Here is a 6,137-nt window from a genome sequence, read left to right as displayed (position 1 = left end):
ACGACAACCGCGACGGCGACGACTCCGACGGCGGCAGCCGCCGCAACCGGCGCAACCGCCGCGACCGGAACGACCGCAATGACCGCTCCGGCGGCCAGGACCGGGACAACAGCTCCCGCAACGACCGCTTCCGCGACCGCAACGACCGCCGCCGCGGACGTTCCCAGGGACCCGACGTCGACGACGTCGAGGTTACCGAGGACGACGTCCTGCTGCCCGTAGCGGGCATCCTCGACGTCCTGGAGAACTACGCGTTCATCCGCACCTCCGGCTACCTGCCGGGCCCCAACGATGTCTACGTCTCCCTGGCCCAGGTCAAGAAGTACAACCTGCGCAAGGGCGACGCCGTCGTCGGTGCAATCCGCGCACCCCGCGAAGGCGAAGACCGCAGCCAGCAGTCCGCCCGCCAGAAGTTCAACGCCCTGGTCCGCGTCACCTCGGTGAACGGCAAGACCGCCGAGGAGCTCAAGGACCGCGTCGAGTTCGCCAAGCTGGTCCCGCTCTACCCGTCAGAGCGCCTGCGGCTGGAAACCGATCCGAAGAAGATCGGCCCCCGCGTCATCGACCTCGTGGCTCCCATTGGCAAGGGCCAGCGAGGCCTGATCGTCTCGCCCCCGAAAGCCGGCAAGACGCTCATCCTGCAGTCCATCGCCAACGCGATCACCACCAACAACCCTGAGGTCCACCTCATGATGGTGCTGGTTGACGAACGCCCCGAAGAAGTCACGGACATGCAGCGCACGGTCAAGGGCGAGGTCATTGCCTCCACCTTCGACCGCCCCGCTGACGACCACACCACCGTGGCCGAACTCTCCATCGAGCGCGCCAAGCGCCTCGTGGAAATGGGCATGGACGTGGTGGTCCTCCTGGACTCCATGACCCGCCTGGGCCGCGCCTACAACCTGGCAGCACCGGCATCCGGCCGCATCCTGTCCGGTGGTGTGGACTCCGCGGCGCTGTACCCGCCCAAGCGCTTCTTCGGTGCGGCCCGCAACATCGAAAACGGCGGCTCGCTCACCATCCTGGCCACCGCGCTCGTTGAGACCGGGTCCAAGATGGACGAGGTCATCTTCGAAGAGTTCAAGGGCACCGGCAACATGGAGCTCCGCCTGTCCCGCCAGCTGGCTGACAAGCGCATCTTCCCGGCTGTCGACGTCAACGCGTCCGGCACCCGCCGCGAGGAGAACCTGCTTTCCCCCGAGGAAGTCAAGATCATGTGGAAGCTGCGCCGCGTCCTCTCCGGACTCGAGACCCAGCAGAGCCTTGAGCTGCTGACCAACAAGATCCGGGAAACCCAGAGCAACGTCGAGTTCCTCATGCAGGTCCAGAAGACGACGCTTGGCGCGAAGTCGGATAACGACAAGTAACGCATCGGTGAGCGGCTGAGTTTGCTGCCCCGGTGCTGACGCCGCACGGATTTTTCCGCCCCCGCCCCTACGCTGGGCGGCTTCCGATCTTCGATCGTCAGCCACCCAGCTCCGGCAGGCCCGATGCCACTCCCGGGGCGGAAAAATCCGTGCGGCTTCGTCGTTAAGCCCACCAGCCGCGGCCGCCACATGATTGTTACTAGACTTGTACAAGTCGAAAGAGGTTTTAAATGTTTGAGTCCGTACAGGGCCTGCTTGATGAGCATGATGCTATCCAGGCGCAGCTGGGGGATCCTGCTGTCTATGCCGACCAGCGGCTTGCCCGGAAACTGGGGCGCCGTTCGGCTCAGCTCAATGGCATCGTTGAGGCCTACCACAAGTGGGAAGCCATCCAGGATGACCTTGCTGCTGCCAAAGAGATGGCGGACGAAGACCCCGAGTTCGCAGCTGAGGTACCTGAGCTGGAAGCCGCCCTTGAGGTGGCTGCTGCGAAACTGCGCCGCCTCCTCATCCCGCGCGATCCTGACGATGCCCGCAACGTGATCCTTGAGGTCAAGGGCGGTGAAGGCGGCGACGAAGCCGCACTGTTCGCCGGCGACCTGCTGCGCATGTACACCCGGTACGCGGAGTCCCGCGGCTGGAAGACCGAGATCATTTCCGCCACGGAATCCGACCTTGGGGGCTACAAGGACGTCCAGGTTGCCGTCAAGGGCAGCTCGAACGATCCTGCCGAGGGTGTGTACGCCCGCCTTAAGTTCGAAGGCGGCGTGCACCGGGTGCAGCGCGTTCCCGTCACCGAATCCCAGGGCCGCATCCACACCTCGGCCGCCGGCGTCCTGGTCCTGCCCGAAGTGGATGAGCCCGAAGAACTCGAGATCAACCAGAACGACCTCAAGATCGACGTCTACCGGTCCTCCGGCCCCGGCGGCCAGTCCGTTAACACCACGGACTCCGCCGTGCGCATCACCCACCTTCCCACGGGCATCGTGGTGGCCATGCAGAACGAAAAATCCCAGCTGCAGAACCGTGAAGCGGGCATGCGCGTTCTCCGGGCACGCATCCTGGCGCACCAGCAGGAGCAGATCGACGCCGAGAACTCCGCCCAGCGGAAATCCCAGATCCGCACCATGGACCGTTCGGAGCGCATCCGCACCTACAACTACCCCGAAAACCGCATCGCGGACCACCGCACCGGGTACAAGGCGTACAACCTGGACCAGGTCATGAACGGCGACCTGGAGCCGGTCATCCAGTCCGCCATCGAGATGGACGAACAGGCACGCCTGGACGCCATCGGCGACTAGTCCCTTCGGTAAATTCCAGACATGACACTCGAGCCAGGCCAGTCGCTTGCGGACGCTGTCAGCGCGGCAACGGACATCCTCCGCGACGCCGGCGTCCCCAGTCCGCGGGTGGACGCCGAGCTGTTGGCCGACCACCTGCTGAACGTGGGGCTCAGCCGGCTGCGTGCCATGATGCTGGGAGATGCGCCCGCGCCGGAGGGTTACGAGGCGCTGGTGGCGGAACGCGCCAGCCGCATACCGCTGCAGCACATCACCGGAGTGGCGCATTTCCGCTACCTTGAGCTGGCTGTTGGCCCCGGCGTTTTCGTACCCCGCCCCGAGACCGAATCGGTTGCGCAGCTGGTCATCGACCACGTCCGCGGGATGGCCCGCCCGCGGATCGTCGACCTCGGGACGGGCTCGGGTGCCATTGCAGGCTCCATCGCCCATGAGGTGCCGGGCGCGGAGGTGCACGCCGTCGAGTTCAGCCCCTTCGCCCACGCCTGGGCAGCAAAAAACCTGGCACCGCTGGGTGTCCGGCTTGTGCTGGGGGACCTAAGGAACGCGCTGCCCGAGCTTAACGGAACTTTCGACGTCGTGGTGTCCAATCCGCCGTACATTCCCGCCGAAGCCATCCCCACCGAGCCGGAAGTCGCCCTTCATGACCCGCCGGAGGCGCTGTACGGCGGGGGAGCGGACGGCATGGAACTTCCGACGGCGGCCGCTGCCTCCGCTGCCCGCCTCCTGCGGCCGGGGGGCTACTTTGTGATGGAGCATGCAGAAGTCCAGGCGGGTTGGATTTCGGACCATTTGGCCGGGACAGGAAACTGGACCGGGATCAGGACGCATCTGGACCTCAACGGCAAGGAGCGCGCCACCAGCGCCCTGCTCGCAGATCCGGACCACAGCGAATGAAAGAATAGGCGAGTGACCACTACCTACAACTGCACCAGCGACGACGAGCGGGCCAAGGGACTTGAGCACGCCCAGCGTGCCATCAGCGAAAAGAAGTGCGTGGTCTTTCCCACGGACACGGTCTACGGAATTGCAGCCGACGCCTTCTCGCCCCAGGCCGTGACCATGCTGCTGGTGTCCAAGGGGCGCAGCCGCACCATGCCGCCGCCCGTGCTGATCCCGCGGATCAATGCCCTCGACGGCCTCGCCACGGACGTCTCGGCCGACGCCCGCAAACTGGCGGAAGCTTTCTGGCCCGGAGGCCTCACCCTCATCCTGCACGCGCAGCCATCCCTGGACTGGGACCTTGGCGAGACCAAGGGCACTGTGGCCCTCCGCATGCCGGACGATGAAATCGCCCAGGAGCTGCTGACCCTTACCGGCCCCCTGGCCGTATCATCGGCCAACCGTACCGGCCATGCCGCCGGACAGACCGCCGCCGCCGCCCGCGAGCAGCTGGCGGACTCCGTGGAGGTCTACCTTGAAGGCGGCTTCCGGCCACTGGAAGGCGAGGCCGCAGTACCGTCCACGATTGTCGATGCCACGGGTCCGCGCCTGCGCGTGGTCCGGAACGGTGCGGTGACCCTGGACCAGCTTCGCGAGCACGTACCCGGAGTCCTGGGCCTGGGCGAGATCCCCATGGCCGAGGAGGAACCGGCAGAAGCGGCACCCGGAGCAACAGCAGCGGCACCTGCCGAAGCCGCGCCTGCGGAAGCAGCACCGGCAGAAGCAGCCCCTGCCGGCGGGTCTTCGGTTGTTCGGACTGCCGCTGTGGAGTCTCCTTCCGAGGAGCCCGCAGCTGTCCCGGCTCCGGTTCGGGACCCCGAGCCTTGATGGCGCTTGACCGTCAGCGGATCCCGGTGCTGGAGGTCGATGCGACCCCGCTTCGCGTTCCGGACCTGGTGGCGGAACTCAGCCGCTTCGTCGAGGAAGGCTCCACGCGCACGGTACTGGGGCACAATCTGCACAGCGTCACACTGTCGCTCTCGGATGAGAATTTCCACGACCTATATAAGCGCAGCGATGTGGTCCTGCTGGACGGCGCGCCCGTGCTCTGGCTGTGGGGGAGGACCGGCAAAGCCGAAGGGCCGGTCATGGACTACCGGCTGGGTACCACGGACTGGCTTCCGGCTTTGGGCCAGGTGCACGGACTGGAACGGATTGCAGTGGTCGGCGCCGGCGCCGAGGCAAATGCTGCGGCCGTTAAGCAACTGGAATCGATCGTCCCCGGCGCCCAGGTGGCGGGACTGCCCGGTGAGGGCTGGAACGGGGACCTGGAAGACCAGGCTGTTGCATGGCTGCACGCGCAGCAGCCGCAGCTTGTCCTGCTGGGGCTGGGCATGCCGCTCCAGGAGGAAGTCTTGCAGCGGCGCCTCGCCGACATGCCCCCGGCCACCTACTGCGCAGTGGGGGGAGCCATCGAACAGCTGGCCGGCTTCCAGAAGCTTGCACCACGATGGCTGGGACGGATGGGGCTGGAATGGGCCTGGCGGCTGCTGCTGCATCCCCGCCGTGTTGCCTACCGCGTGCTCGGAGAACCCTGGGTCCTGCTGTGGCTTTTGGGAAGCCGCCGCTTGAAGCGAACCGTTCCCAGGCCCGGCAAGTAAACGCGGCAGGACCGGAAGTGCTTCTTAGAACTTCTGGTCCTCCAGCGGGGCAAAGCCCCTGCCACGCAGGCCGGCAGAGAAGGACCTGGCCCAACCCAGGAAACCTTTGAGGTCCCGCCGCTGCGCGAAATACCCTGCATACCCGCCCACGTCCGCAATAAAGGACCGGACGCGGAAGTACCGGCGGATCAGGTAGCCGCGGTTCCGGTAATAGTAGTACCGCTTGAACGCGGACTCCGGGACGATGACGTGCCAGCCTGCGCCAAACACATGCTGGGTTTCCGAGAACGCATGCGGGTGGGTGATGGCGGTGGTGGTCACCGTGCCAAACCTGACGCCCGCCTTGCGCAGCCGAATGGTGAAGTCCACCTCGTCGCCGCGGATGAACAGCCGCATGTCCGGCAGTCCCACTTTGAAGAAAACGTCGGAGCGGATCAGCGCGCCGTTGAAGAAGTGCCCGTCGTTGGGCAGGAAGCCAAGCTTCTCCACCTCGGCGCGGCTGTGCGTCACCTTGCCGTCAAGGCGGAAGAAAAAGGACAGCCGGTCCGGCTGGCCAGGCGCGGTCACCAGCGGAACTACCGCCTCCAGGTCCCTTGCCTCAGCCTCACGCAGTAGCGTGGCGAGGCATTCCGGATCCGCCGGCTCGGCGTCGTCATCCATCATCCAGATCCATTTGGCTCCGCTGGCCACTGCCTTGAGTGCTGCCAGGGCGAAGCCGCCCGCACCGCCGAGGTTGGCCTCCGAACGGACGTAATCAACGTTTGGATGCACACCGGCTGTTTCACGCGCCGGGGTTTTGCCGCTGTCAACCAGGCAGATTGTGTCCACTGCGGCCGTCTGGGCGTTGATGGAATCCAGCAGGACGGCCAGTTCCTTCGGCCGGTCGAAGGTCACGGCGGCAACTGCTATGCGGGGGGTCATGGGGG

Annotated in this window: 6 protein-coding genes; 5 read left to right on the top strand and 1 reads right to left on the bottom strand. The window is 65.9% G+C overall.

What is annotated here, in order from left to right:
- From rho to ACKAE7_RS06085, 5 genes are all read left to right on the top strand, one after another.
- A partial coding sequence (rho, locus tag ACKAE7_RS06105; protein WP_408978705.1) for a transcription termination factor Rho occupies window positions 1-1,367 on the top strand: 1,367 nt, incomplete at its 5' end.
- A 230-nt stretch (window positions 1,368-1,597) separates the two neighbouring features.
- The gene (gene prfA, locus ACKAE7_RS06100) at window positions 1,598-2,671 is read left to right on the top strand and encodes a peptide chain release factor 1 (RefSeq protein ID WP_188811866.1); all 1,074 of its coding nucleotides are present in this window, start codon (window positions 1,598-1,600) and stop codon (window positions 2,669-2,671) included.
- 21 nt (window positions 2,672-2,692) lie between these two features.
- On the top strand, window positions 2,693-3,565 hold the full coding sequence (prmC, locus tag ACKAE7_RS06095; protein ID WP_408978704.1) for a peptide chain release factor N(5)-glutamine methyltransferase: 873 nt from the start codon (window positions 2,693-2,695) through the stop codon (window positions 3,563-3,565).
- Window positions 3,566-3,577: 12 nt separating this feature from the next.
- Entirely contained in the window at window positions 3,578-4,438 is an 861-nt protein-coding gene (locus ACKAE7_RS06090) for an L-threonylcarbamoyladenylate synthase (RefSeq protein WP_188811870.1), read from the top strand.
- Window positions 4,438-5,211, top strand: coding sequence for a WecB/TagA/CpsF family glycosyltransferase (locus ACKAE7_RS06085; RefSeq protein ID WP_408978703.1), 774 nt, complete (start codon window positions 4,438-4,440; stop codon window positions 5,209-5,211). Before ACKAE7_RS06090 ends, ACKAE7_RS06085 begins: the two co-directional genes overlap by 1 nt.
- A 24-nt stretch (window positions 5,212-5,235) precedes the next feature.
- On the opposite strand, the gene ACKAE7_RS06080 is transcribed toward ACKAE7_RS06085, so the two are convergent.
- Window positions 5,236-6,132 carry a glycosyltransferase gene (locus ACKAE7_RS06080; RefSeq protein ID WP_188811873.1) on the bottom strand — a complete coding sequence of 299 codons (897 nt, stop codon included), beginning with the start codon at window positions 6,130-6,132 and terminating at the stop codon, window positions 5,236-5,238.
- Window positions 6,133-6,137: the final 5 nt, after the last annotated feature.

Origin of the sequence: Pseudarthrobacter sp. NKDBFgelt (assembly GCF_046097905.1) — a bacterium.
Classification (GTDB): Bacteria; Actinomycetota; Actinomycetes; order Actinomycetales; family Micrococcaceae; genus Arthrobacter; species Arthrobacter polychromogenes.
Note: the sequence above shows the minus strand (reverse complement) of the source record. Positions and strands in the feature narration are given on the sequence as shown.